Annotated in this window: 21 protein-coding genes and 1 pseudogene; 8 read left to right on the forward strand and 14 right to left on the reverse strand. The window is 63.4% G+C overall.

Annotated features, from left to right (window positions below; all coding sequences use genetic code 11):
- Positions 1 to 109: 109 nt before the first annotated feature.
- From N181_RS21190 to N181_RS21235, 10 genes are all read right to left on the reverse strand, one after another.
- The gene (locus N181_RS21190; protein WP_037397811.1) at positions 110 to 853 is read right to left on the reverse strand and encodes a FadR/GntR family transcriptional regulator; all 744 of its coding nucleotides are present in this window, start codon (positions 851 to 853) and stop codon (positions 110 to 112) included.
- A gap of 21 nt (positions 854 to 874) precedes the next feature.
- Positions 875 to 1843 (reverse strand): galactofuranose ABC transporter, permease protein YjfF, encoded by a 969-nt coding sequence (gene yjfF / locus N181_RS21195; RefSeq protein ID WP_037434487.1) that lies wholly within the window; start codon positions 1841 to 1843, stop codon positions 875 to 877.
- Complete coding sequence (locus N181_RS21200) at positions 1840 to 2865, reverse strand: ABC transporter permease (protein ID WP_037397818.1); 1026 nt, start codon at positions 2863 to 2865, stop codon at positions 1840 to 1842. Before N181_RS21200 ends, yjfF begins: the two co-directional genes overlap by 4 nt.
- A complete protein-coding gene (gene ytfR, locus N181_RS21205; RefSeq protein WP_037397820.1) occupies positions 2862 to 4379 on the reverse strand; it encodes a galactofuranose ABC transporter, ATP-binding protein YtfR in 1518 nt (505 codons plus the stop codon). Before ytfR ends, N181_RS21200 begins: the two co-directional genes overlap by 4 nt.
- A gap of 161 nt (positions 4380 to 4540) precedes the next feature.
- Positions 4541 to 5503 carry a galactofuranose ABC transporter, galactofuranose-binding protein YtfQ gene (gene ytfQ, locus N181_RS21210; protein ID WP_037397901.1) on the reverse strand — a complete coding sequence of 321 codons (963 nt, stop codon included), beginning with the start codon at positions 5501 to 5503 and terminating at the stop codon, positions 4541 to 4543.
- Positions 5504 to 5810: 307 nt separating this feature from the next.
- Positions 5811 to 6026 (reverse strand): hypothetical protein, encoded by a 216-nt coding sequence (locus tag N181_RS21215; RefSeq protein ID WP_037397823.1) that lies wholly within the window; start codon positions 6024 to 6026, stop codon positions 5811 to 5813.
- Between the two features lie 45 nt (positions 6027 to 6071).
- Positions 6072 to 7118 carry a glutathione synthase gene (locus N181_RS21220; protein WP_037397825.1) on the reverse strand — a complete coding sequence of 349 codons (1047 nt, stop codon included), beginning with the start codon at positions 7116 to 7118 and terminating at the stop codon, positions 6072 to 6074.
- A 9-nt stretch (positions 7119 to 7127) separates the two neighbouring features.
- A complete protein-coding gene (locus tag N181_RS21225; protein WP_037397828.1) occupies positions 7128 to 9020 on the reverse strand; it encodes a flavohemoglobin expression-modulating QEGLA motif protein in 1893 nt (630 codons plus the stop codon).
- Positions 9017 to 9850: an N-formylglutamate amidohydrolase gene (locus N181_RS21230; protein ID WP_037434490.1), complete on the reverse strand. Its 834-nt coding sequence runs from the start codon at positions 9848 to 9850 to the stop codon at positions 9017 to 9019. The genes N181_RS21225 and N181_RS21230 overlap by 4 nt, the downstream gene beginning before the upstream one ends.
- A gap of 98 nt (positions 9851 to 9948) precedes the next feature.
- Positions 9949 to 10161, reverse strand: coding sequence for a hypothetical protein (locus N181_RS21235; protein WP_037397834.1), 213 nt, complete (start codon positions 10159 to 10161; stop codon positions 9949 to 9951).
- A 361-nt stretch (positions 10162 to 10522) separates the two neighbouring features.
- Between N181_RS21235 and N181_RS21240 the strand changes: the two genes are divergently transcribed.
- From N181_RS21240 to N181_RS21275, 8 genes are all read left to right on the forward strand, one after another.
- On the forward strand, positions 10523 to 12163 hold the full coding sequence (locus N181_RS21240) for a TIGR04028 family ABC transporter substrate-binding protein (protein WP_037397837.1): 1641 nt from the start codon (positions 10523 to 10525) through the stop codon (positions 12161 to 12163).
- 64 nt (positions 12164 to 12227) lie between these two features.
- Entirely contained in the window at positions 12228 to 13175 is a 948-nt protein-coding gene (locus tag N181_RS21245; RefSeq protein WP_037397840.1) for an ABC transporter permease, read from the forward strand.
- On the forward strand, positions 13172 to 14056 hold the full coding sequence (locus N181_RS21250; RefSeq protein WP_037397843.1) for an ABC transporter permease: 885 nt from the start codon (positions 13172 to 13174) through the stop codon (positions 14054 to 14056). The genes N181_RS21245 and N181_RS21250 overlap by 4 nt, the downstream gene beginning before the upstream one ends.
- Positions 14053 to 15705, forward strand: a complete 1653-nt coding sequence (locus tag N181_RS21255; RefSeq protein ID WP_037434493.1) for a dipeptide ABC transporter ATP-binding protein — start codon at positions 14053 to 14055, stop codon at positions 15703 to 15705. Before N181_RS21250 ends, N181_RS21255 begins: the two co-directional genes overlap by 4 nt.
- Before the next feature lie 22 nt (positions 15706 to 15727).
- Positions 15728 to 16774, forward strand: coding sequence for a putative FMN-dependent luciferase-like monooxygenase (locus N181_RS21260; RefSeq protein WP_037434495.1), 1047 nt, complete (start codon positions 15728 to 15730; stop codon positions 16772 to 16774).
- 61 nt (positions 16775 to 16835) lie between these two features.
- Positions 16836 to 17450, forward strand: a complete 615-nt coding sequence (locus tag N181_RS21265) for a CMD domain protein (RefSeq protein WP_080579207.1) — start codon at positions 16836 to 16838, stop codon at positions 17448 to 17450.
- A gap of 18 nt (positions 17451 to 17468) precedes the next feature.
- Entirely contained in the window at positions 17469 to 18071 is a 603-nt protein-coding gene (locus N181_RS21270; RefSeq protein WP_037434496.1) for an alkylhydroperoxidase domain protein, read from the forward strand.
- Positions 18072 to 18189: 118 nt separating this feature from the next.
- Positions 18190 to 19926: an adenylate/guanylate cyclase domain-containing protein gene (locus tag N181_RS21275; protein WP_037434499.1), complete on the forward strand. Its 1737-nt coding sequence runs from the start codon at positions 18190 to 18192 to the stop codon at positions 19924 to 19926.
- A gap of 18 nt (positions 19927 to 19944) precedes the next feature.
- Here the strand turns inward: N181_RS21275 and N181_RS21280 are convergent, their stop codons facing one another.
- From N181_RS21280 to N181_RS21290, 4 genes and pseudogenes are all read right to left on the reverse strand, one after another.
- A complete protein-coding gene (locus tag N181_RS21280) occupies positions 19945 to 21954 on the reverse strand; it encodes an AI-2E family transporter (RefSeq protein WP_037434501.1) in 2010 nt (669 codons plus the stop codon).
- Positions 21955 to 22023: 69 nt separating this feature from the next.
- Complete coding sequence (locus N181_RS32125; RefSeq protein WP_037397858.1) at positions 22024 to 22197, reverse strand: DUF1328 domain-containing protein; 174 nt, start codon at positions 22195 to 22197, stop codon at positions 22024 to 22026.
- 89 nt (positions 22198 to 22286) lie between these two features.
- Positions 22287 to 22657: pseudogene (locus tag N181_RS21285) on the reverse strand (cellulose synthase); the annotation flags it as partial.
- 106 nt (positions 22658 to 22763) lie between these two features.
- Positions 22764 to 23240 carry a GNAT family N-acetyltransferase gene (locus N181_RS21290; protein WP_037397863.1) on the reverse strand — a complete coding sequence of 159 codons (477 nt, stop codon included), beginning with the start codon at positions 23238 to 23240 and terminating at the stop codon, positions 22764 to 22766.
- Positions 23241 to 23331: the final 91 nt, after the last annotated feature.

The following is a 23331-nucleotide window of genomic DNA, read 5'->3' on the forward strand; positions in this document are numbered from 1 at the left end:
CTGCGACATTTCGATTCACCCAGGCCGTTCCCCGGACAGCCCTGCGCTTGTGGGGAGAAGGTCCCGGCAGGCCGGATGAGGGGCCGCCCACCCACCTACGCTGGCGACATCACCCAGAACTCTCTTGCGCCCTGAGGTTCAGGATCAGCCGTTCCTGGCCCACCCGAATGACGTTTTCCATGGCGCTGCGGGCGCCTTCCTCGTTGCGGCGGCCAATTTCTTCGACGATGCGGATATGCGCCATTGCGACGCGGTCGATTTCGCTGTCGTCCGCCGAGGGGCTGGTGAGCCGGAAGACGCCGACAAGCGCGGCTTCGATCAAGCTCCCGACCGAGCGCATGAACGGGTTGAGCGAGGCTTCCAGCAGCCGCAGGTGAAAGTCGAGGTCCGCTTTCGCCAGCGTCTGCCCGCTATGGCCGGCATCCGCCATCGCCACCGCAAGCCGCATCATCCAGGCAATGTCCGCATCCGTTGCGCGGCGGGCGGCAAGGCTTGCGGCATAGGGTTCGAGCGCGAGGCGCACTTCGCTGACATGGCGCAGGAACTCTTCGTCGACGCCGGCGCTGAAATGCCAGGTGAGCACGTCGCCGTCGAACAGGTTCCAATTGGCACGCGGCAGGACGCGCGTGCCGATCCGCGCCCGCGCCACGACGAGTCCCTTGGCGGCGAGCGTTTTCATCGCTTCGCGCAGCACAGTGCGGGAGACGTTGAAGCGCGCTGCAAGTTCGGTGTCGCCGGGAAGTGTATCGCCGACGGCGAACCGCCCAGAGACGATCGCCTGGCCAAGCTCGTCGACGACGAGCCGGTGGCTGGTCCGCTTGCCCGGTTGATGCCCGAAACCCGACGACGGCATTTTACACGGCCCCCCACCTCGTCATGCGGGCTGCCGGCCGTTGCGCGACAGGCGGATGATCCCCTTCTGAAGAAGGATGAAGGCGAACAGCAGCAGGCCGATCAGGATCTTGGTCCACCAGCTCGAAAGCGTTCCGTCGAAGGTGATGTAGGTCTGGATGAGGCCCTGGATGAAAATCCCGACCAGCGTGCCGGCGACGAAGCCGGAGCCGCCGGTCAGTAGTGTCCCGCCGATGACGACGGCGGTGATCGCGTCGAGCTCGACGCCGACGGCCGCGAGGGAATAGCCGGCGGACGTGTAGAGCGAGAACACGATGCCGGAGAGACCCGCCAGCAGTCCCGAAAGCGCATAGATCCTGACGGTCGTGCTTGCGACCGGCACGCCCATGAGTTTGGCCGTCGCCGTGCCGCCACCAAGTGCATAGACATTCGTCCCGAAGCGGGTCCGGTGTGCGATCAGGATGCCGGCGGCAAAGACAAGCATCATCAGGCCGCCGATGAGGGTGATCCGCCCGCCACCCGGCAGCTTGAAGTAGAGGCTCTTCAGCGTTGCGTAGAACGGATGCTTGATCGGGACGGAATCGATCGACAACACGAAGGCCATGCCACGGGCGAGGAACATGCCGGCAAGGGTGACGATAAAGGCCGGCATTTCGAGATGATGGATGATCGCTCCCATGAGCGCGCCGAAGAGCGTCGTGATCACGAGAACAAGGGCGAAAGCGGCAAGCGGATGGATGCTGGTCTGTTCCAGCACGACCGCGAGGAAAACGCCGGTAAAGGCGATCACCGCGCCGATCGACAGGTCGATGCCGCCGGACAGAATGACGAAGGTCATGCCGACGGCGGCAATGCCGAGGAAGGCGTTGTCGGTCAGCAGGTTGCCGATCACTCGCGTCGAAAGCATGTTCGGGTACTGCGCGATGCAAAGGGCATAGCTCAGAAGGAAGATCAGGATCGTCGCCGTAAGCGGAAGATATTTCTGCTTCATTTTGCTTCTCGCTCGGTCGGTTTACCGGCTGCGCGCGGAATGCTCACGAATGTGAAGGCGGCACGGAAACGCGGCGACTGGAGCACCAGGATGAAGACGATGATCGCCGCCTTGATGATGAGGTTGAATTCCGGCGGGAAGCCCGAAAGGAGAATGCCGGTATTGATCGCCTGGATGATGATGGCGCCGAGCACCGACGCGGCGATGCTGAAGCGGCCGCCGAGCAGCGATGTGCCGCCGACCACGACCGCCAGGATCGCATCGAGCTCCAGCCAGAGCCCGGCATTGTTGGCGTCAGCCCCCTTGATGTCGGCCGCAGCGATGACGCCGGCGATTGCTGCGCACAGGCCGGAAAGGACATAGGCGGCGATAAGCAGCACCGGGGTGAAGACGCCCGAGAGCGTGCTCGCCTCACGATTGACACCGACCGCCTCGACGAGCATGCCGAGCGCCGTCCGGCGGACGACCAGCGCGACCAGGATGCCGAAGAGCAGCCAGATGACCACCGGCATCGGCAGGCCGGCAAAGGATCCGCTGCCGATGAAGATGAGACCGGGATCGTTGAAGGTGAGGATGGCGCCCTCGGTGATGAGTTGGGCGATGCCCCGCCCGGCGACCATGAGCACGAGCGTCGCGATGATCGGTTGGATATCGAGGACGGCGACGAGGATGCCGTTCCAGATGCCGCAGAGGATGCCGATGGCAAGCGTGACGAGGAGCGTTTCGGCTAGCGAATGGCCGGAGGTGATCAGCGAGGCGGACACCGCACCGCAGATCGCCATAACGGCGCCGACCGAGAGATCGATGCCCTTGGTGGCGATGACGACCGTCATGCCGATCGCCAGCAACACGACGGGAGCGCCGCGGTTCAGGATGTCGATGAGGCTGCCGTAGAGCCGGTCGTTCTGAATTTTAAGGTTTAAGAACCCTGGAAAAATCATTGAAATTGCGACGATAATGATCGTTAGAGCAATTAGCTGCGGCAGCAGTCTTGTCAGATAGGTCCGGACGGTCGAAGTCACGATGCCTCCCGCTGGTTGGCCGCGGCAATCGCTTCGACGATCTGATGCGCGGTAATACGGTCTCCGCCGAGTTCGGCGACATGGCTGCGGTCGCGCAGCACCACGACCCGCGTGCTGTAGGCGACCAGCTCCTCGATTTCCGATGAGATGACGATCAGCGACAGGCCCTTCTCGCGCAGGCTCTCGATCAGCCTGACGATCTCGGCATGCGCGCCGACATCGATGCCGCGCGTCGGCTCGTCGAGGATCAGGAATTCGGGTTCGGTGGCAAGCCAGCGGGCGAGGATCGCCTTTTGCTGGTTGCCGCCGGAAAGCAGCCTGATCGGCTTCTCCCGGTCGGCAGTGCGGATGTCGAGCGCGCGAATATAGTGGTCCGCCAGCCGGTTCTGCTCGGCACGCGAGATCGGCCGCGTCCAGCCGCGCCTCGCCTGCAGGGCGAGCACGATGTTTTCGCGTACCGACAGATCGCCGACGATACCGGCCGTCTTGCGGTCCTCCGGGCAGAAGCCGAATTTCTTGCGGATGGCCGCCCGCGGCGAGGACAGGTCGACGGACTGGCCGTCGATCTCGGCGCTGCCGCTGTCGGCGCGACGAGCGCCGAAAAGCACCTCGGCTGTTTCCGTGCGTCCGGAGCCGAGCAGGCCGGCGATGCCGACGACCTCGCCGGCTCGGACGTCGAGATCGAAAGGATTGATACGGCCACGACGGCCGTAGTTTCTGAACCGGTAGCGCAGCCGGCCCTCGGTGGTCTCGGTGCGGGTGGAATGGATCTCGGCCGCAAGTTCGCGTCCGATCATCATGGCGATCAGGTCGCGCCGGTTGAGGTCCGACGTGTCGCGCGTGCCGACGAGCTGGCCGTTGCGCAGCACGGTAATGCGGTCGGAAATCTCGTAGACCTGCTCGAGGAAGTGGGTGATGAAGATGATGCCGAGCCCGCGTGCCTTGAGGCGCCGGACGATGCGGAAGAGCATCGCGACTTCGTGCGCGTCGAGGCTCGCCGTAGGCTCGTCGAGGATCAGCACCTTACCGGAGAGATCGACGGCGCGGGCGATCGCCACGACCTGCTGGATCGCCACCGAATAGCTAGCGAGGTCGCGCGTCACATCGAGGTCGAGTTCGTATTCGGCGAGCAGCTCGCGGGCCTTGCGGTTCATGGTGCGGGTATCGACCATGCCGAAGCGGCGCGGCTGGCGTCCGAGGAACAAATTCTCGGCAACCGTCAGGTTTGGCAGGAGATTGACTTCCTGGTAGACCGTCCCGATGCCCAGTCTCTGCGCGTCGAAAGTATCGCGCGGATCGACTTCCGCGCCGTCGAGCAGGATGCTGCCGCCGTCCCGCCGATAGGCTCCGGTCAGGCATTTGATGAGCGTCGATTTGCCGGCCCCGTTTTCTCCGAGCAGCGCATGGACCTCGCCGCGCCTGAGGTGAAAATCGACCTTGTCGAGAGCCTTCGTTCCGGGAAAGCCCTTCTCGATCCGGACGGCCGAAAGGATATTGTCGCTGCTGGTCTGCATGGAAACTGTCTCTGCATTGGAAGGCAGCGCACACGCCCTTGCGGACGGATGTGCGCCAATCCTCGCCAAGGATCAGGCGGTCTTCCGCAGCGACCGGCGAAAGCGGGCACCGCGGAGCGTTGACGGCCCGCGCGGGTGTGCCGCGCAGGCCGAAAGCGAGATCAGTAACCGAGGCCCTTCTTTTCCTCGTAGACCTTCATCGGATCGTCAGCCTGGGTGTAGAGCTTCGATTCCGTCTGGATCCACTTCTCGGGCTCCTTGCCGTCCTTCAGATAGGTGGCGAGCACATCGAAGGCCGGGCCGGCCATGTTCGGCGTCAGTTCAACCGTGGCGTTGGCTTCGCCGGCGGCCATGGCCTGGAAGATGTCCGGAACGGCGTCGATCGAGACGACGAGGATGTCCTTGCCGGGCTTCAGGCCGGCTTCCTTGATCGCCTGGATGGCGCCGACGGCCATGTCGTCGTTATGGGCGTAGAGCGCGCAGATGTTCTTGCCGCCGTCTTCCGCCTTCAGGAAGCTTTCCATGACTTCCTTGCCCTTTGTGCGGGTGAAATCGCCGGTCTGGCTGCGGACGATCTTCAGGTTGTCCTTGCCGGCGAGCGCCGCTTCGAAGCCCTTCTTGCGGTCGATGGCGGGCGATGAGCCCGTCGTGCCCTGAAGCTCGACGACGTTGCAGGGCTTGCCCGCCACCGTATCGACGAGCCACTTGCCGGCGACATTGCCTTCGTGCACGAGGTCGGAGGTCACGGCCGTCAGGTAGAGCTCCTTCGGCGCATCGACGGTACGATCGAGCAGGATCACCGGGATTTCGGCGTCCTTGGCTTCCTGCAGCACTTCATCCCAGCCGGTCGCGACGACCGGTGCGAGCAGGATGGCGTTGACGCCCTGGGCGATGAAGGAACGGATCGCCTTGATCTGGTTTTCCTGCTTCTGCTGCGCATCGGCGAATTTGAGATCGATGCCGCGCTGTTCGGCCTGCTGTTTGGTCAGCGTCGTCTCGGCGGCGCGCCAGCCGGATTCCGATCCGATCTGCGAAAAGCCGACGACGAGGTCGGCGGCCGAGGCGCTGCCGAAAGTGCAGGCAGCAAGGATCGTTGCACTAGCAAGTGCCTTCACGAATTTCATGATTTCCTCCCAAAGAAAGCTGCTCTCCATGCAGCTGTCGAGAAAAAATCATATAATATTACTTTTGTAAACTCACATTCGAATGAGACTGGCCTGCATCCACTAAAATTGTGCAACGTATTCGGGAGAAATTTGCGTGCGAGCCCGGTGTCTCAGCGATTGCGCCTCTGCATGACGCAAACAGGAGTGAGTCGAGCGACGCCGATCAACCCGACTCGCCGGAATAGGCGAGCTTAAAGAATCGGTCGACGGCGCCGGTGTTCGCCGGTCTTCTTCGTGCTTCGACATCCATCGATTCTGCGATGCGCTACCAATTGCCGGGGTCTGCCGTGTGGTCGACACTGGCAAACTCATCCGCCTTTTCCCGGTCTAGCGTTAAACTGCTGGCAATCCTTGCCTCATCGGTGACCAGATAATGAAGAGGTGCCGGCCCCCTGGTCAGTTCCTGGTACATGAACAAGGCGGCTTCCTCGGCCGTGTCGGCCTCGAACACTTTGGTAGCGATAACTGTGAATTTGCGCATAGCTTGACCTCGTTTGTGCTGGTTCTTCGACGCCTCGCGCGGGTGTTACAGCGTCGCTAGCGTGCGGTTGGGCAAAGCGCCTTGATAGAGTTGCTGCAGGCGCACCTTCTCCTCCAATGCCGTGATGATGTCCTCGCCGAAATCGACACCGTGAGCCGCCTCGATCTCAGGAAGTCCGCCAGGGGTGAAGACGTTGGCTTCCAGTACCCGATCGCCGACGATATCGAGGCCGACCAGGAACATGCCGTCCTCGATCAGTTTGGGGCGCAGTTTGTCCGCGATGGCGAGAATTTCCGGCGTGACGGTGGCCGGTTCGGCAGTGCCGCTGGCATGCAGATTCGAGCGAACATCGCCTTTCGCCGGCACGCGCCGGAAGGCAGCATGGACGCCGTCGCGTTCGAGCGGCCGCCCGTTCATCAGAAAAAGTCGAATGTCGCCGCCGACCGCGTCCGGTAGATAGGTCTGGGCGATCAGGTATCCGGCCCCGCTCGCCGCCTCGAAGATCTGGTTGAGATTTGCCTCGTCCCTGGACTGGATCTTGAAGACATTCTTGCCGCCCGACCCCTGCAGCGGTTTCAGGATGACGCCGTCCGGGTGGTCTTCGATGAAGCTGCGGATTTCCTCGATGCTTCTGGAGATCATCGTCGTGGGTCGGACGATTTCCGGAAATCCCTGGAAGTAGAGCTTGTTCTGCGCCAGCGCCAGGCCATCGGGATCGTTGACCACGATGACCCCGCGGGCTGCTGCCAACCTCCCGAAATTGGTCCCGACATAAACCGCCCAGGAGCGGCGGTCGGCATCCTCGGAGGGGTCGTTTCTGAGAAACAGCACCTGGACCTCGCGGATGTCCATGGTGGTGACGTTCGCCTGGGCCTCCTTGAGGCTGCTGAGCAATGTCTCCGGCTTCTTCGGTTTGGGACCGTTCAAGGTGACGGCGCGGATCAGCAGGCTGTCGTCCGGTCGCAGCACGAAATCTCCGGGCGTGACATAGCAAACCTCATGTCCGCGGGCGAGTGCCGCGAGCGCGAGCGACGTCGTCGTATAATACGTCGCCTCGCCCTCGATGGAGTTGACGAAAAAGGCGATGCGCATGGGCGGCTCCTAGTTGTCCAACAGGTCGAGCGGAGACATTCCCGATCGGACTCTCTCGAGCCGCGTCGGCGCTTGAGGATGGTCGAGGAACATGGGGCGCACTGCCGGCCCGCCGAGCAGGCCGCGCGCACTGAGTTCCTGCATGACGCCGAAATGCGCGGCTGCGATCTTTCCCATCCAGAAGGGTTCCAGCGCCCCGCCATCCGCCAGGTGGTCGAGCAGGTGGAGGAGTCCCCGCAAATAGATCGCATCCTTGACGAGCCCGCCACCGCGATAGACACGCAGGACGACATTGAAGGCATCCGCCTCCGGCAATCCGTGCTCAGCCACGAGAAGCCGATAGGATTCCGGCAGGGCCGCGCCGTCGAGCATGGCTGCGCAGGCAATGACGCGCGCTGCGATCAGGCGGAGCCGCTCGCCCGTCATGCCGCCGACCAGAAATTCCGCAAAGACCGCCAGGCCCTCCTGCATGCCTTCGTATCCGGCAAGGCCCGAGCGAAAGAGACGCAGTCCCTGTGCCGAGCCGTTGAAATAGGTGAGCAGATGGACGCCGATCTCGTGGCTGAGGATCGCCTCGACACGATCGACCGGCATAAGCGTGCTTCGAGCGATCAACAGCCGTCGGCCCGACACCAGCAGGCCGGAAGGAAGATCATCCCGCACTTCAACGTGCGCCTCGAAGTCACTGCAACGGCGTGCATATTCGGCGATCATTTCATGGGCGCGTCTTTCGACGAAGTAGCAATCCGCCCTGTCATGGATGGTCGACGCAGCAGCCCGAGCTTCCGCTCTGCCGCAATGGGCAAGGACAGAGCTTGCGGCCCGCAGGAGGCCGGCCTCTACAGGCCCGTAGAGCGCACGGCCGAACTCGATGAACTTGGCCGTCTCACGCGCGGAAAGTATCGAAAGCTGCAGATCGAGTTCCTGCTGCTTCTCGCGGTAGAGCTGGTAGAGCACCGGATCCTCGAGGTGCTCGAAGGGAATCGAAAAGAGCTTTCGTTTCGCCGCCTCCACCTGCAACGTCAAGGGCCGGTAAAGGAATCGCGGTGCCCGCTCGAAGCCGCTCGCGGCAAACTCGTTCCAGGCAGCCTCGGCGTTTATCGGCGTGACGGCAAGCAGGAAATCGAAGGTGGAGGCAACCTCGTCGATGCAGCGGTCGGTGCGCACCACGGCATCGACAAAGGCCTTCCGCCCCAGGGCGCGATGCGTCGGGGCGGTCAGGCTTTCCGTCGAATTGGCGAATGCCGCAAATGCGTGCAGGCCGGCATCGAAGATGGTGGCGATCAACCGCTCGCGAAGTTCCGGATAGATCTTGCCCGACGTCTGCTGGCAATAAACCGGGGCAAAGCGCACGCGCATCAACGGGAACGGTATGTCGAGCGCCCCGGCCGCGGTTCGCCCATCTTCCGGCCAGCTGTGTACTTCGACCCGCGGCGTGCGGAACTTGACCTGGATCGCCTCGATGGCCGCGACGAAGGCGCGTACCGCTGCACGGAGCGGCCTGGCCTTTTCGGCCGTTACTTCGATTGTGAAGGGCGGAAGAAAAGGGGCTTGGTCGGTGAGCAACGCGTCGGAGGCGAGTTCGCCCATGTCGAGCACCATGAACGCTCCGAAGCGGCGCTCGAGAAGCGCCCCGACCGCCGCGACGATCAGCTCGGCGGTCGGGGCGTCCGGTGCAAGCAGATAGGACGCATTGGCCTGGGTTATCTCGCGCGCCACAGGAGCGCTGCCGCCACTCGAGATGTGGACGCAGAGAAAGGGTAGGGAGCGATCGATATGAAGGCGCCCGCCGCTCGGCAGGTCCTTGCGCACCGGCTTGCCCGATTCGATCGCCTCGAGCACGTCGACCAGCCAATCCGGATGGTCCCGAGCCGCGGTTACAGGTGCGCTTGCCGGTTTCATCGTACCGACTCGACTGCGTCGGCGATCACCGGCAGCGTCGAAGCGAGCACTTGCCTCAGCGCGCGCAGCGTCTCGACGAATGGTTCTCCGGTCCATTCCTCCATGAAGATCTTCTTGAATTCGACCGCGATCGCGCAGCCCGTGTCCGGAAATTGCTCATGGATGAAGCGCGCCTGATAGCCGCGGCCCTGAAAGGCGATGTTCTCCCCGACGTCGAGCCGACCGCCGGGAAAGTCGAAGGACTGTACCGCTTCCATGAAACCATCGATGACGGGCGCCCATTTCTTCCGGTCCATGGAGATCGTGCCGATATTGACGTCCGGCGCTTCGGCGGCGATCGCCGGATCGGCCCCGGGGCCGGCCCGGCGGTGGTTGTAGCTGTGCACGTCGAGGACGACGAAACGTCCATGGCAGCGTTCGATACCGCGCAGGTAGGATTTCAGCATCGCATAGTATTCATCATGCACGGCGAGCGACGCTTCGGTGATCTCGCTGGGCAAGTCGCCGGCCCACACATTGAGGCCCCAGGCCTGTTCCGGCCTGAGATAGATGGCCCCATCGCGCGGCCGGTTGATATCGACCTCGAAGCGCGACCGGTGAACGACGATCCGGTTCGGCACATCACGGACGATGAACTCGGTAAAGGGATCCTCCTCGCGAAGGCGCTCTTCCTCGCTGAGGTTGCAAAGGTCTTTCATCGCATCGCGCATCGCGTGGCCATTGTGAATGGCTGTGGCGACGACGGGCGACTGGCCGCGGTGCTGCGTCCACCATTCACCGGCGGCGGTCAGGGTCAAATCATCGGTTTGCCGAGCTACGCTCATATTCATGGTTCCGCTCTCGCATCCATCGCTCTCGATGGATGCGGTGTTCGGATACAATTCCGGCCGCGTTTTTCGGTTCCAATTTCCGAAAGAGGACTTCGGCTTCAGGCGCGATTGATCGTGGGCAAGAGCAGCTCCACTTCCCGCTGCCGCTCGGGGCTGAGCGTTTCCACGTAGGCCTTCCAGAAGGCCTCGGCCTCATCAGGTTCGGGCTCCCAGTTCCGGATCGATGTCTCGTTATCGTCGATGACGACGCGACGGTGGCCGCCGAGACGCAGATATTCGTCTGCGAGCCTGCGTGCGTTCAACTGTTCCATGGCTTCACTCCAGGTTCATACCCCGAGTGCCCAGAACTCCTGCCTCGTCGGAACGTTCCGGGCTTTGGACGCTCCCGGGACTTAGCTATGAACTTTATACGCTTGTTGCCCCGCGAATGCGAGATTCCATGACGTCTTGGCGTTCTGGTACCAGACGGTGGCGCCTCGCCCAGACCGACGCCGTGGAGACTTGTGAACATCTCTCCGAGGGTGGTGTTGGACAGAATGCCTCATCCTGACGTTGCCGAGAGAAGCTTCTTGCCGGCTGCCGCGGAGATATAGAATATTAATTTACTAGATTTAGTTGATAAATGGACGCCTGCTCGTACCATAGTCTTCGATCATTCGAAGGAAGGCTCCCATGACCACCAGACTCCAACGGTTCGCTCTCACCTTGGCGGCGCTCGCGGCCACAAGTTTTCTATCGCCAAGCACCTATGCTGAAGAAGGGGGCGAGCCGCTCAAGGGCGGGACGCTGGTCTACCTGGAGCAGCAAGCCCACACCAATCTCTATCCGCCGGCCGGCGGCTTCTACCCCAATGGCGGGGTTCTCAACCAGATCACCGACAAGCTGACCTATCAGAACCCGAAGACGCTGGAGATCGAGCCCTGGATCGCGGAGTCCTGGACGATCAACGACGATGCGACGCAATACACCTTCAAGATCCGGCCGGGCGTCAGCTTTTCCGACGGCACGCCGCTCGACGCGGCGGCGGTTGCAAAGAATTTCGACGTCTTCGGCCTCGGCAACAAGGCGCTGAAGCAGCCGGTCTCCGAGGTGATCAACAATTACGAGCGCAGCGAAGTCATCGATCCGCTGACGGTGAAGTTCTATTTCAAGAAACCGTCGCCGGGCTTCCTGCAGGGAACCTCGGTGATCGGTTCCGGCCTCGTTTCCCCGAGCACGCTGGCGCTCCCCTTCGAGGAACTGGGCGACGCCACCAAGATCATCGGCTCTGGCCCCTTCGTCGTCGAAAGCGAGACACTCGGCAAGGAATTGAACCTCAAGGCGCGCGAGGATTACTCCTGGGGTCCGGCGAAGCTCGAACATCAGGGGCGCGCCTATCTCGACGGGATCAAATACATCATCACCGGCGAGGACAGCGTCCGCATCGGCGCGTTGCTCGCCGGGCAGGCGGATTTCATCCGCCAGGTGCAGGCCTATGACGAGGCTCAGGTGGAGGCGCAGGATTTCCAGATCTATGCGCCGCCCACCCGCGGCGTGAACAACAGCGTCGTCTTCCGCCCGGACAATCCGCTCGTTGCCGATCTCCGCGTCCGCCAGGCGCTGCTGCATGGCACGGATTCGAAGGAGATCGTTTCGACGCTCTTCTCCAGGAATTATCCTCAGGCGACTTCGATCATCGCTTCGACGGCCCTCGGCTACGTCGACCTGTCAAAGAAGCTCGCCTTCGATCCGGATAAGTCGAAGAAGCTCCTGGACGAGGCGGGCTGGACGCTCGGGTCGAGCGGCCTGCGACAGAAGGACGGCAAGGATCTGGTGCTGACGGCCTATGAATCCCTGCCGCAGCCGCAAAACAAGGAAACGCTGCAACTCGTCGCCCAGCAGTGGAGCAAACTCGGCGTGAAGCTCAATGTGCTCGCCGGCGATAGCGGCAGCAAGACCGTCGACGACCTCGACCCCGCAAAGACGCCGGTTTCCCCGGCGATGGTCGGGCGCGCCGACCCGGACGTCATCAAGAGCCAGTACTACCCGAAGAACCGCGACGTGCTGCGCCAGAAAGGCGGCCTGAGCGACAAGGTGCAGAATTTCGTCGACGGCGATTTGAACGGCCTTCTGGAACAACTTGCCTCCGAGCCTAATCGCGACAAGCGGCTGGCGATCGCCGGCGAGGTGCAGAACTACGTCGTCGATCAAGCCTATGCGATCCCGCTCTTCGAGGAACCGCAGGCATTCGCCGGTGCTCCCTACGTCAAGGGCGTCGCCTTCGAGGCGGTCGGCCGACCCAGCTTCTACAGCACCTGGCTCGACGAGCATTGACCGCATCGGCCGGCGCGCCTGACTGGCGTGCCGGTCGCCTGATCGGAACCGGAGTCAGAAAACCATGACGTCCCGATACCTGCTCGGCCGCGTCGGCCAGGCTCTCCTTGTGCTCTGGGCGGCATTCACCGTGTCCTTCGTCCTGCTGCAGGCGATGCCGGGAGATGCGATCCTCATCAAGTTCCAGAACCCTGATCTCGGCCTGACGGCACAGCAGATTGCCGAAATCCGCGCTTCGTACGGCGCGGAGGGTCCACTCTGGCTGCAGTACATACACAGTATCGGCAACTTCCTGACGGGCAATTTCGGTTATTCCGTCCAGGCCGGCGTGCCGGTCAGTGCCAGCCTTGCGGCGCATCTGCCGGTGACGCTGAAGCTTGCGATGCTTGGTTTCCTGCTTGCTTCGATCTTCGCCGTGGCGATTGCCTTTTTGTCGAGCCTTGCACCCTTTGCCTGGCTTCGCTCCGCGATCCAGTCGATCCCGTCGCTGTTCATCTCCGTCCCGACCTTCTGGCTCGGCATCATGCTGATCCAGATCTTTTCCTTCCGGCTGAAGCTCGTCCCGGTTATCAATCCAGATCCGTGGCAGGAATTTATTCTGCCCGTCATCACGCTTGCCGTGCCGATCTCCGCGCCGCTCGCCCAGGTTTTGGTGCGCAATATCGACGAAGTCCTGACCCGGCCTTTCGTGGCGGTGGCGCGCGCCAAGGGCGCGACACGCAACCGCGTTCTCTGGCGGCACGTCGCCAAGAACGCGCTCCTGCCGACGCTGACGATCGCCGGCGTGCTCTTCGGCGAGTTGATCGCCGGCGCCGTGGTCACCGAGACGGTGTTCGGCCTCAATGGCATCGGCGGCCTCACCGAGCGCGCGGTTGGGAGCCAGGATGCTGCGGTCCTGCAGGCAATCGTTGTCCTGTCGGCCGCCGCCTTCGTCATCATCAACCTGATCGTGGATCTGGTCTTTCCCATTCTCGACCCGCGCCTCAGGACCAATCCGGGAGCGGCGGCATGACCAGCTTCGACACGATCCAAAGTGACGCCGGCACCGACCGGCATGCCACACGACACTCATTGGCAGACCGCCTCGGCCGGCTTCAAAGACGCCTTCCGCCGGGTCTCGCCCTCTCCTGGCTGATCCTCGCGATTGTCTTCCTCTGGGCGGTCGCCCCGGCCCTTTTCACGAGCTACAGCGCCGTCGAGGGAATCGGTGGGGCGCAGCTCAAACGACCGGATGCGGCCCATCTGCTGGGTACTGACGCGCTCGGCCGTGATCTTTACGCTCGCATCGTCTACGGAGCCGTCCATTCGCTCACCGGTGCCTTCGTCGCAGTCGGGCTCGGTCTCGTCGTCGGCACGGCGCTCGGTGTCGTCGCCGGCTCGGTCGGCAGAAGGCTTGACGACGCGATCATGCGCCTTGTCGACGTGCTCCTGTCGATCCCGCCGCTCCTGCTCTCCCTCAGCATCATCATCCTGCTTGGCTTTGGCACGGTGAACGCCGCGATCGCCGTCGGCGTAACCTCGATCGCCGGGTTTGCCCGCCTTGCACGATCCGAGGTCGTACGGGTGCGCAGAAGCGATTATGTCGAAGCCGCGTTCGGCAGCGGCGGGACGTTTTGGGCGGTGCTCTGGCGGCATGTCCTGCCGAACTCGCTGACCTCGGTGATCGCATTTGCGGCGCTGCAATTCGGCTCCGCTGTCCTGCAGATCTCGACGCTCGGCTTCCTCGGCTACGGCGCGCCGCCGCCGACACCGGAGTGGGGGCTGCTGATCGCCGAGGGCCGCAATTACATCTCGACGGCCTGGTGGCTGACGACCGCCCCCGGCGTCGTCGTCGTCCTCGTCGTTCTCGCCGCCAATCGCGTCAGCCAATCCTTCGGAAAGGTGATCTCATGACCTCCTTGACCAACCCTCGTGTCCCGGTGCTGGAGGTTTCGGACCTCGCTATCTCCTATCACGACGGTGGGGCCTACCAGGAGGTGGTTCACGGCGTCAGTTTTCGAGTGGAGGCCGGCCAGGTCGTCGCGCTCGTCGGCGAATCGGGCTCCGGCAAGACGACCACGGCGCAATCCATCATCGGGCTGCTTGCTGCCAATGGCCGCGTCGATCGCGGCGCGATAAAGCTGAACGGCACTGACATATCACGCTGGTCCGACAAGCAGCTCGACACGATCCGCGGGGCCAGCATCAGCCTCGTTCCCCAGGATCCGGGCAGCTCCCTCAATCCCGTCAAGACGATCGGCGATCAGGTCGGCGAAATCCTGGAGATCCATGGCAAGCTCCGGGGCAAGGATCTTGAGCGCCGAGTCGTCGCGCTACTCGATCGCGTCGGTCTTTCGGAGCCGGAATTCAGAGCCCGGCAATATCCGCACGAACTCTCCGGCGGCATGCGCCAGCGGGTGCTGATCGCCATCGCCATTACGCTCAAACCCCAGCTCATCATCGCCGACGAACCGACGAGCGCGCTCGACGTGACGGTACAGAAGCGCATCCTCGACCTGATCGACGAGCTGCGCCGGGAATACGGCACCGCCGTGCTGCTCGTCACTCACGATCTCGGCATTGCGGCGGATCGCGCCGATCGGGTGGTCGTGCTGCAGGGCGGGCGCGTCCAGGAGGAGGGCAGCGCCATCGACGTTCTGGCCTCGCCGCGCAGCGCCTATACGCGTCAGTTGATCGCCGACGCGCCATCGCTGGCGCGGTCAGTGACGCGCGCGCCGGCGACTGCGCGCTTGCCGGACGAATCCGCGCCTGCGGACGATATCGTCGTCGTCGAGCAACTGGTGCAGGCGTTCCGGCGACCGGGGACGGGACAACCGCCGCTCCTCGCCGTCGACAAGGTTTCGTTCCGCGTCCGGCGGGGGACGACGCACGCCCTTGTCGGCGAATCCGGTTCCGGCAAGACCACGACCATCCGGGCCGTCGTCGGTTTCCAGAGACCGACTTCCGGTACTATTCGCGTCGATGGCACAGACCTGGCCAACCTTAACGGCGAGGCTCTGCGGCAGTTCAGACGGAAGATCCAGCTCGTCTATCAGAACCCCTACGCCTCACTCGATCCGCGCCAGACGGTCTTCGGCATCATCGAGGAGCCGCTGCTGAATTTCGGCGCCGTGAAGCGCACCGAGCGCCGCGCGAAGGTCATGTCCATCCTGGGACGCGTAGGTCTTCCCGAAGCGACGGCGCTCCGCCGGCCGCATGCGCTCTCCGGCGGCCAGCGGCAACGCGTTGCGATCGCCCGCGCCCTGATCCTCGAGCCGCAGGTGGTGGTCCTGGACGAGGCGGTGTCGGCTCTCGACGTGACGGTACAGGCGCGCATCCTCGACCTGCTCGACGAACTGCAGCAGGACCTGGGGCTTACCTATCTCTTCGTCTCGCATGACCTGGCGGTCGTCCGGCAGATCGCCGACACCGTCTCGGTTCTGCGCGGCGGGCGGCTGGTTGACGGGGGACCAGTCGCGCAAGTCTTCGAACAGCCGGGCAGCGACTACACCCGGGAACTCATCAACGCCATACCCGGCCGGAATCATCCGGTCTTCGCGTAACGCCATGCTCGACAGGAAAATCATGGCAGAGACAAAATCCCGTAAGCGGCTCGGCTTCTTCACGCGCCTCCTGGACGACGCGACAGCCGGCGTTCGCTACCGCCTGGCAGCCGAGCAGATCGCTCAAGCCGAGCGCTTCGGGTTCGACAGTGCCTGGGTGGCGCAACATCATTTCCATGCGGACGAAGGCGGCCTGCCGGCGCCGCTCGTCTTCCTCGCCCATGTCGCCGCGCAAACCTCGCGCATCCGGCTCGGCACCGGCGTCATCACGCTGCCGCTCGAAAACCCGATCCGTGTCGCCGAGGATACGGCGGTGCTCGATCTTCTTTCCCGGGGCCGGCTCGAAATCGGGTTCGGGACCGGCGGCACGCCGTCCTCCTTCACCGCCTTCGGCCTTGAAAGCGCTGAGCGTGGCGAGATCTTCGCGCGGCACCTGAAGGTCGTTCTCGATGCCTGGGCCGGGCGGGAGCTCGAAGGCGGCGACCGGCTTTATCCCGCCGCACCCGACCTCGTCGATCGTGTCTGGCAGGCGACCTTCTCGGTCGGCGGCGGTGGGAGGGCGGGCAGGGCCGCCGACGGGCTGATGCTGTCTCGCACCCAGCCGAGGCCGGCCGACCGGCTCGATGCCTCGCTCGCCGATCTGCAGACCCCGATCATCGACGCATATCTCGCGGCCCTTCCTTCGGGACGGACGCCGCGCATTCTCGGTTCCCGCAGCCTGTTCGTCGCCGACAGCAGGGCAGAAGCCCTGCGGTTCGCCGAAGCCGGGCTTCGCCGCGGCGCCGAGCGATTGATCGCCGCCGGCCACAGGGTCGAAGGCGACACGCTCGCCGATCTCATCCGCGCCTTCGACGTCCATGTCGGCACGGCTGACGACGTCATCGAAAGCCTCGCGGCGGATAGGACGCTCGATCGCGTGACGGATCTCGTCTTCCAGGTCCATTCGGTCGATCCGCCGCATGCCCTGATCCTCCGTTCGATCGAGTTGATTGCCAGCAAGGTCGCCCCGGCGCTGGGCTGGGTTCCGGAGCGCCCCGCCGAGAGGAGGCGGATCGGCGCCGTCGGCTGAGAAGCCGCCCCATCAGTCCAAACAATCTGATCGCCGAAAATCCAACGAAGGAGACTGTTGCATGAGCATTTCCACACCCGACGTCATCGATCTTCTCGCCGGAGTGAAGCCCGGCTCCGCCCTGGACGGCGTCCGTGCGCAACGGCCGCAGACACGGGAGCAGGCGCAGCAGAGCTACCTTGCTCTCTTCCAGCCGAGCGATATCACTGACGTCTCTCAGGAGGAGCGGCACGCCGTGGCAAACTTCGTTGCCGGGCTCCATCGGCATTCGGACGCCTTTGAATTCTACGCAGCCGCGCTCGAGGAGACTGGCGACCCGCGCCTCCTTGAAACGCTGAAGGCCGAGGTCGGCGCGGCACTCCCCGCAGGGCCTTACGGTCACTATCCCGCCGGTCCATTGACGGCCGAGGACCAGCCGGGGCCGACCTTCCGCGTCTCCGATGCCGGCCGCGAGGCGCTCGGATCGCGCCTAACCGCTGCATTCGAACACGCGCACCTTCTCGTTTTCCATCCGAGAGATGCGCGCCCCGAGGCTCTCCAGGCGCTTTTCGATGCGGGCTGGACGGCGACCGGCGTCGTGACGCTTTCGCAGCTTGTTTCCTTCGTCGCATTCCAGGTCCGGGTTATCGCAGGTCTGGCGGTTCTTGCTTCGGCGACGAAACGCGCCGCTGCTTGAACAAATGAGGGTAAACCTATGACTGAGAACACTATTGCCGTTCCCGTGCATAATGCACCGGCCGCCTTCACGCGGGAGGAAATCGGCTGGACGCCGTGGATCGATCCGCTCTCTGAAAGCGAATTGACCGATCGGCACTACGCTGGCTTGGTCGAGGAGGCGAGGGCGAAGTCAGCCTATTTCCGGCTGCTGGTTCGCGATCCGGAAGTGCTGGAGGCGCGCACCAAGCTGGACAAGGACATTTTCTACAACACGCGGAGCGGACTGCCGCGGGCCGAGCGGGAACTTGCCGCTACGGCCGCCTCGCGCTTCAACGGCTGCATCTATTGTGCTTCCGTGCATTCGCGCTTCGCCTCGCATCACTCGAAACGGAAGCAGGACGTTCAGCGATTGCTCGACGACGGGATCGAGGCGGATCTCGGTGAGCGCTGGAACGCGATCGTCGCGGCGTCCGTGGCGCTCACCGCCACGCCGACGGCCTTCGATCACAGTCACGTCGAACGGCTGAGCGCCGCCGGCCTCGACGAACTCGAGATCGCCGATGTCATCCACGGTGCGGCCTTCTTCAACTGGGCGAACCGCTTGATGCTGACGCTAGGGGAACCGACCCCGGCAAAGTAGCTCGGAGCCCGAGGCATGCCGGCCTGTGCCGGCGTGCCTCCTCCTTCATGGGCATAGGCGCTTCACGAACCACTATGCTATCATTCGCGCGTCCTGGACCGTACAGGGAACAGCGAAGATGCAGCGGAAGCTGGCTGCCATTCTGGTTGGCGATTTCGTCGCCTCAACGTCGGCGATGGAGCACGACGAGGAGCAGACGATCGCCCGCGTGGTCGATTGCATGGCGATCATCGCAGAGATCGTGACCCGCTTCGAGGGCAGGGTCTTCAATACGGCAGGCGATGCAATCCTCGCGGAATTCTCGAGCCCCGTAAACGCGTTGCGGGCGGCGATGGAAATGCGCGGTGCGATTGGTGCCGTGCCGCGAACCTCGCCGCAGGACATGCGCTTCGGCCTGCACCTCGCCGACGTGGTCGTCGTCGGGGATGACCTGCGCGGCGATGGCGTCAATGTCGCCGCACGGATCGAGGCGTCGGCCGAACCTGGGCAAATCGAGGTTTCCGGACCACTCTACGACCATGTTCGCCGTGTTTCGCCCTGCGCGTTCGAAGCGATCGGCGAGCGACAGTTGAAGGGCGTGTCGGAGCCGGTTCGAATATACCGGGTCGGGGCGGCGATGGATCGGCACCGCTTCCTGATAGCGCCCACCCGCGCCGCACAGACCTTGTCGGTCCGGCCGAATTCCGTCGTGGTGACGCCGTTCGCCACGCCATCGGCGACCGACCAGGACCAGACTTTTCTCGCTGAAGGGATGACGGACGACCTGACGCTCGAGCTCAGTCGGCTGAAAAGCCTGTTCGTCACCTCCAGGTCTGCATCCAGCGTGCTTCGAACCGCCGACCCGGTCGAAATCGGCAAGGTGCTCGGGGTGCGCTATGTGGTCGCCGGCTCGGTGCGCAAGGCCGGCGCCCAGGTGCGCGTCAATATCTCCCTCATCGAGACGGGACAGGGGCATCTGCTGTGGTCGGATCGTATTCAGCGCCCCTTTGCGGAGATCCTCGACATTATGGACGAGATCACGGCGCGGGTCGCGGCGACCGTTTCCGGCCGGATCGAGCAGTCCGAGCTCGCGTCGGCCCGGCTCAAACGCCCGGAGAACATGTCCGCCTATGAGCATTATCTGAGAGGCCTTGATCATCACCGTCTGGCTGGCGTGGCTGATGTGCATCTGCATGAAGCGATGGGCTGGTTCGAGAAGGCAATGCAGGCAGATCCCGGCTTCGGGCGTCCCTTCGCCATGCATGTCTGCTCGTGGAGCTCGCTGCCGAGCTTCGATCTCGAGGCCGGCGAACAGCAGACGGCTCATGCTTTGGAGCTAGACCCCACCGATCCGGAGGCCCACCGCATCATGGGCGCGATCAAGATGAAGCGTGGCGATTTCGTAGCGTCGCGCTTTCATCATGAACGGGCGATCGAACTGGCGCCGAACGATGCCTACACGATCGGCCGCTGCGCGGCCTTCTATCTGTTCGCTGGCGAACCCTTGCGTGCGCTTGAACTCCTTGATCGCGCCGAAACGCTGGATCCGTTCCTTCCGGTCTGGATCACCGAGGAGCGGGTAGCCTCTCTTTACGCGCTCGACCGGTACGAGGAGATGTTCGAGGTGGCGCACAAGCTGCCGTTCCAGACGCGGCGCACCTACCTTTATCGTGTTGCGGCGCGTATGGCGCTCGGTGATGTCGAGCGAGCAGGTGAGCTCGTTGCCCAGGCGCTCGGCCTCGATCCGACGCTGTCGGCCGAATATCTGATTGGCCAGGAGCTTTTCAAGGACCCCGCGATCCTGGAGGCCCTGATGCAGCGGAACCGGGCCGCCGGTCTGCCCGCATCGCGAGACACTGCCGCCTGCGCTGCCTGACAATCTGAAGCGCGGCGCCTATACCGCCTTCTCGTCCACGGGAGGTGCTTTCTCTCCTGTCGAGCCCCGTCGTTTGCGCGCCTGGTGACGAGGGGCAATCTTGGCGCGCACCGCCTTCCGTGGCCGGGCGACCTCGTCGGAGAGAGCCTCGCGGACCGCGTCGGCGATCACAGACACGACAAAATCCGCCTGCAACTCTTCGACCAGCTCGGCTCTCGTCGTCCCGTTCTCCTGCCACAGCACGATGCCGATGCGCGCCGTCGGAGCAACACGCTTCAGCCGGCGCACGATGAATTTGGCATGCCGCAGCGACTCCGGATCGAGAAAGCTCACGAGGATGGCGTTGCGCCCTGGCAAGGGAAGCGCCCGGATCGTTCCGGGCTTCAAGTCTGTGTGACTCGCGGAGGCCACTTCCGCCCCTTGAACGCGGACGACTTGCGCCAGCATCGATGCGGTTACATCGTCGAGATCGCCGCGCCCGCCGATGCAGAGCACGGACTTTCCATCGCCGAGAGGCAAGTCATAGTCATTGATCTGTTCGTCTGTGCCGCCGGTCCCTTCGCCGGCGTCTTCTTCCTCCTCGTCCTCCTCTTCGGCAGCGATTTCCTCGAGATTGGCGACCAGCGTACGCGCGCTCTGGGCGATCTGCGCCACCTGCGGATCGGTCAGCGCGCCGCGCATGCGGTCGTGCTGCGCGAGCAGCAAGGCGGGAATAGCGACCGTGTCGTAGAACTCGACGAGATATTTCTCCTCGAGCATTTCTTCGGCGTTGTCGGTCGCCTCGTCCGGATCGCCGGCCAGCAGTCGTTGATAGAGCCGTTCCTTGGGGTCGAGCACCGGTTCGTTGCCCAACAGGATTTCGAGGAACTCGAACTGCGGGACATGGCGGCCGAGCACCACTAGGCAAACCGTCAGCGGCGTCGACAGCACCAGTCCGATCGGACCCCAGAGCCAGGCCCAGAAAATTGCCGAGACGATGATCGCGAGCGGCGAAAGGCCGGTCCGCGACCCGTAGAGCCACGGCTCGACGACATTGTTGCTGAGCAGTTCCAGGGCAATGAACAGGGCCGCCGTCCAGACAAGCAGGCTCCAACCCGGAGCTGCAGCGAAAGCGAGAAACAGGGGAAGGACGGCGGCGATGACCGGGCCGATATAGGGAACGAAGCGCAGCACGATGGCGAGCATTCCCCATAGGATCGCATTGGGTATGCCGAGCAACCAAAGGCCGACGGCAAGCGGAATGCCGTAGGTGACGTTGACGACCAGTTGCATGAGCAGATACCGGCCGACCCGCGCGCCGGCATCCTGCAGGGCTTCGGTCGTGCGGTGCAGGTCGCCATAGCCGACCAGCCGGATGAACCGGTCGCGCAGTTCCTCTCTTTCGAAAAGCATGAAGATGACGACGACAATGACGAGACCCGTCGTGGCCAGCGGCCCAAGCAGGGGCTCGATGATATTCTTCAGCGTTTGGAGCGGGCGATCAGGAGAAAATATCTCCACAAGAAGCGGCTTTTGCTCGGGCTCCGGAGCGGGCGATACCGGCGTTTCGGGTTTGGGGCGGCTGATCTCCGTGCTGATTCTTTCTACGACGCGGCTGAGGCGTTCGACGATCTGGCTTTCCGATCCCGCCTCCTTCAGCACCCTGATCTTCTCGATGATGTTGTACTGGTAGGTGGGAAGGTTCTGCGCCACTTCGCTGACCTGCACGGCCAGAATGATGCTGAATGCCGAGAGAAACAGGAAGGCGGTCGCGACCGTGCCGATGACGGCGACCGAACGCGGCAAACCGGCTCTTCGCAGCCGGGAGACCACGGGCGCCAACGCGAAGGTAAGCAGGATGGCGATCGCCAATGGCAGAAACACTTCGCTGGCGAAATAAAGAACGGCGACCGTCGCCGCCGTTGCCGCAAGCGTTGGAAGCCGGGAAGGCTGGGCAATCGCCGCCGATCCAGGCGCAAATGCGATCTGCATCGATCGGCTGGCGGCTTGGTCCTGGTCCTGGCCAGCTTTCCGCGAAAACCTCAACATTTTATTCCCTATGCCCCGTCACCCTCAGACTCCCTTGTGCATCTCCGCCGGGTTTGGGGCAAGATGAGGCTACACCACGGCGCTGCCGGCCATGAGGGCGAGGATCAGGAAGATCAAGAATAGGACCAGTGCCAGGTAGAAGAGGATCTTGGCGATACCTGCCGTTGCGGCCGAGATGCCGGAAAAGCCGAGAAAACCTGTGACCAGCGATATGACCAGAAAGATAAGAGCCCATTTGAGCATGGCGCAACCTTCATTCGGGGAAGCCTCGCTATGCAAGTAGGGCGGCTGTCGGGGAAGCCTAGGGGCACCGCGATCGAAGGCGCCGCTTGCTACTTGTTCGGCCAGACCTCTTCCTCCCGGCTGACGTCTGCACGACCTCGCCGGCGTCCCGGTTGCCGGTCGCGGCGGCGGCCGCGAATATGCGTTTCGCCTCGGGAAAGCGGTTGAGCCTGAGATAGGCATAGCCGCGCAGCACCATCAGGTCGGTGCGCTCGCCCGAAATCCGCCGCAACTGACCGAGAAATATCAGTGTCTCCCGGTAGCGGCCGGCGTCGAAGGCGGCGATTGCGCGGTCGGCGAGGATGGCTGCCACCCGGGCTCGGCTTTGCGGCGACTTCGTTGCGGCGACGGCCGCCTTGCTCGTGAGCCCGGCACGGAGATAAGCCAGACTCTCGCCGTAGGCGGCATCCTCCCGCATCGCAGGCCGGCCGACGCATCAAGCCAGGATATAACACCTTCTCGCCTTCACCAACGGTCCCCTGTCTTTCGGGGGGTAAACTTGTGTTCGTCGAGGGCCGGTCCGGCGGTCAAAGACGCCGCGCCAGGCCGATTTTCGCAAGGTCCGTGCGCAGCACCGGATCCAGAACGACCTTCCTCCAAAGCGGCCGATAGCCAAGCCGCTGATAAAGCTCGAGCGCCCGTTCATTGGCTGCCGCCACCTCGATCCGAGCCTCGGAATATCCCCGATCAAAGATCTGCGTTTCGAGTGCTTTTATCAGTGCCGATCCGGCGCCTCGCCCCTCGAACACCGGAGCCACCCAGATATCGCTGATGGTATCGTCGGCGTGCTCACAGGCTCCGATCCCGGCAGCTTGGCCTCCGATTTCCGCCACCAGGATACCTGGACCCATTTGTCGCAGGAACGGGACGAATGGGTTGTCCTCTTCGATCGCCAGCGCAATCTCGGCCGGGACCAAGGGTTTGATCCCCTTGCGCCAAGCCGCGAGGCCGATATCAGCAAGAGTGTCTACTTCGTCCGGCAGCGCGGGGCGTATGACGATCATTCCGCTTTCCTCCGGAAATGCTCTGTACTACTGCATGATTCCCTAAATCGGAATCGATTTAAGGACAAAATCATGCAGCATTTCAAAGTGC

The sequence above is a fragment of the Sinorhizobium fredii USDA 205 genome, from assembly GCF_001461695.1.
Taxonomy (GTDB): Bacteria; Pseudomonadota; Alphaproteobacteria; order Rhizobiales; family Rhizobiaceae; genus Sinorhizobium; species Sinorhizobium fredii.

Bases quoted from the DNA above. Each gene is read 5' to 3' on its own strand.
- yjfF (WP_037434487.1), bottom strand. From the start codon at position 1,843: ATGAAGCAGAAATATCTTCCGCTTACGGCGACGATCCTGATCTTCCTT.
- N181_RS21260 (WP_037434495.1), top strand. From the start codon at position 15,728: ATGGCAGAGACAAAATCCCGTAAGCGGCTCGGCTTCTTCACGCGCCTC.
- N181_RS21255 (WP_037434493.1), top strand. From the start codon at position 14,053: ATGACCTCCTTGACCAACCCTCGTGTCCCGGTGCTGGAGGTTTCGGAC.
- N181_RS21290 (WP_037397863.1), bottom strand. From the start codon at position 23,240: ATGATCGTCATACGCCCCGCGCTGCCGGACGAAGTAGACACTCTTGCT.
- N181_RS21270 (WP_037434496.1), top strand. From the start codon at position 17,469: ATGACTGAGAACACTATTGCCGTTCCCGTGCATAATGCACCGGCCGCC.
- N181_RS21240 (WP_037397837.1), top strand. From the start codon at position 10,523: ATGACCACCAGACTCCAACGGTTCGCTCTCACCTTGGCGGCGCTCGCG.
- N181_RS21250 (WP_037397843.1), top strand. From the start codon at position 13,172: ATGACCAGCTTCGACACGATCCAAAGTGACGCCGGCACCGACCGGCAT.
- ytfR (WP_037397820.1), bottom strand. From the start codon at position 4,379: ATGCAGACCAGCAGCGACAATATCCTTTCGGCCGTCCGGATCGAGAAG.
- N181_RS21215 (WP_037397823.1), bottom strand. From the start codon at position 6,026: ATGCGCAAATTCACAGTTATCGCTACCAAAGTGTTCGAGGCCGACACG.
- N181_RS21230 (WP_037434490.1), bottom strand. From the start codon at position 9,850: ATGAATATGAGCGTAGCTCGGCAAACCGATGATTTGACCCTGACCGCC.
- N181_RS32125 (WP_037397858.1), bottom strand. From the start codon at position 22,197: ATGCTCAAATGGGCTCTTATCTTTCTGGTCATATCGCTGGTCACAGGT.
- N181_RS21190 (WP_037397811.1), bottom strand. From the start codon at position 853: ATGCCGTCGTCGGGTTTCGGGCATCAACCGGGCAAGCGGACCAGCCAC.
- N181_RS21225 (WP_037397828.1), bottom strand. From the start codon at position 9,020: ATGAAACCGGCAAGCGCACCTGTAACCGCGGCTCGGGACCATCCGGAT.
- N181_RS21265 (WP_080579207.1), top strand. From the start codon at position 16,836: ATGAGCATTTCCACACCCGACGTCATCGATCTTCTCGCCGGAGTGAAG.
- ytfQ (WP_037397901.1), bottom strand. From the start codon at position 5,503: ATGAAATTCGTGAAGGCACTTGCTAGTGCAACGATCCTTGCTGCCTGC.
- N181_RS21245 (WP_037397840.1), top strand. From the start codon at position 12,228: ATGACGTCCCGATACCTGCTCGGCCGCGTCGGCCAGGCTCTCCTTGTG.
- N181_RS21235 (WP_037397834.1), bottom strand. From the start codon at position 10,161: ATGGAACAGTTGAACGCACGCAGGCTCGCAGACGAATATCTGCGTCTC.
- N181_RS21275 (WP_037434499.1), top strand. From the start codon at position 18,190: ATGCAGCGGAAGCTGGCTGCCATTCTGGTTGGCGATTTCGTCGCCTCA.
- N181_RS21280 (WP_037434501.1), bottom strand. From the start codon at position 21,954: ATGTTGAGGTTTTCGCGGAAAGCTGGCCAGGACCAGGACCAAGCCGCC.
- N181_RS21220 (WP_037397825.1), bottom strand. From the start codon at position 7,118: ATGCGCATCGCCTTTTTCGTCAACTCCATCGAGGGCGAGGCGACGTAT.